The organism is Mesorhizobium sp. M2A.F.Ca.ET.039.01.1.1 (genome assembly GCF_003998035.1).
Lineage (GTDB): Bacteria > Pseudomonadota > Alphaproteobacteria > Rhizobiales > Rhizobiaceae > Mesorhizobium.
On record NZ_RZRY01001130.1, the window covers coordinates 1 to 1414 of the forward strand.

Annotated in this window: 2 protein-coding genes; both read left to right on the plus strand. The window is 67.3% G+C overall.

The window, feature by feature from the left end; all coding sequences use genetic code 11:
- Positions 1 to 144: DUF2948 family protein (locus EOA24_RS37880; protein ID WP_127410816.1), on the plus strand; the 144-nt coding region annotated here is incomplete at its 5' end.
- Positions 145 to 146: 2 nt separating this feature from the next.
- On the plus strand, positions 147 to 1414 hold a 1268-nt coding region (hisD, locus tag EOA24_RS37885), incomplete at its 3' end, for a histidinol dehydrogenase (RefSeq protein ID WP_127410817.1).

Below are 1414 nucleotides of genomic sequence, written 5' to 3' on the forward strand. Positions count from 1 at the left end.
GCCATCAGCAAACCGGCCGGCATCGTCGAACTGGTGTTTTCGGGCGGCGGCACCATCATGCTCGACGTCGAATGCGTCGAGGCACGGCTTGCCGATGTCGGCGGCGCCTGGGAAGCCACCTCGCGACCTGTGCACAGAGGCTGACTATGGCCATCACGCTCCGCCAGTCCGATACCGATTTCGAACAGCGCTTTTCGGCCTTCCTCACCACCAAGCGGGAAGTGTCGGCCGATGTCGAGGCCGTGGTGCGGGACATCATCGCCCGCGTGCGCGCCGAAGGCGACAAGGCGCTGATCGACTACACGCTGAAGTTCGACAAAGCCGATCTCGGCGCGCTCGGCATCGCCGTGTCGAAGGACGACATCGCCAAGGCCTATGAAGCGGCCGATCCGGCCACCGTCGAGGGGCTCAAATTCGCGCGCGACCGTATCCGTTCGCATCACGAGCGGCAAAAGCCGAAGGACGACCGCTACACGGATGCCGCTGGCGTCGAGCTGGGCTCGCGCTGGACGGCGATCGAGGCCGTCGGCCTTTATGTGCCCGGCGGCACGGCGAGCTATCCAAGCTCGGTGCTGATGAACGCCGTGCCGGCCAAGGTCGCCGGCGTCGAGCGCATCGTCATCGTCGTGCCGGCGTCGGGCGGCGTCATCAATCCGCTGGTGCTGGTGGCGGCCGACCTTGCCGGCGTTTCGGAGATCTACCGCGTCGGCGGCGCGCAGGCCGTTGCGGCGCTTGCCTATGGCACCCAGACGATCAGGCCGGTCGCCAAGATCGTCGGTCCCGGCAATGCCTATGTCGCGGCGGCCAAGCGCCAGGTGTTCGGCACGGTCGGCATCGACATGATCGCCGGACCGTCGGAAGTGCTGGTGGTGGCCCGTGCCGACAACGATCCGGACTGGATCGCGGCCGACCTTCTGGCGCAGGCCGAGCATGATGTCTCGGCGCAGTCGATCCTGATCACCGACAATGCCGAATTCGGCAGGGCGGTCGAGCAGGCGGTCGAACGCCAGTTGCAAGTCCTGCCGCGCGGCGAGACGGCGGCCGCCAGCTGGCGCGATTTCGGCGCGGTGATCCTGGTGCCGACGCTCGATGCCTCGCTGCCGCTGGTCGACAGGATCGCGGCGGAACATGTCGAGCTCGCCTTCGACGATGCCGAGGGCTTCCTTTCCAGGATGCGCAACGCGGGCGCCGTGTTCATTGGCCGGCACACTCCGGAAGTGATCGGCGACTATGTCGGCGGCTCCAACCACGTGTTGCCGACAGCACGTTCGGCGCGTTTCTCCTCGGGCCTGTCCGTGCTCGATTTCGTCAAGCGCACCTCGATCCTGAAGCTCGGGCCGCAGCAGCTCAAGGCGCTGGCGCCCGCCGCGATCGCGCTTGCCAAGGCGGAGGGGCTCGATGCGCATGCCCGCTC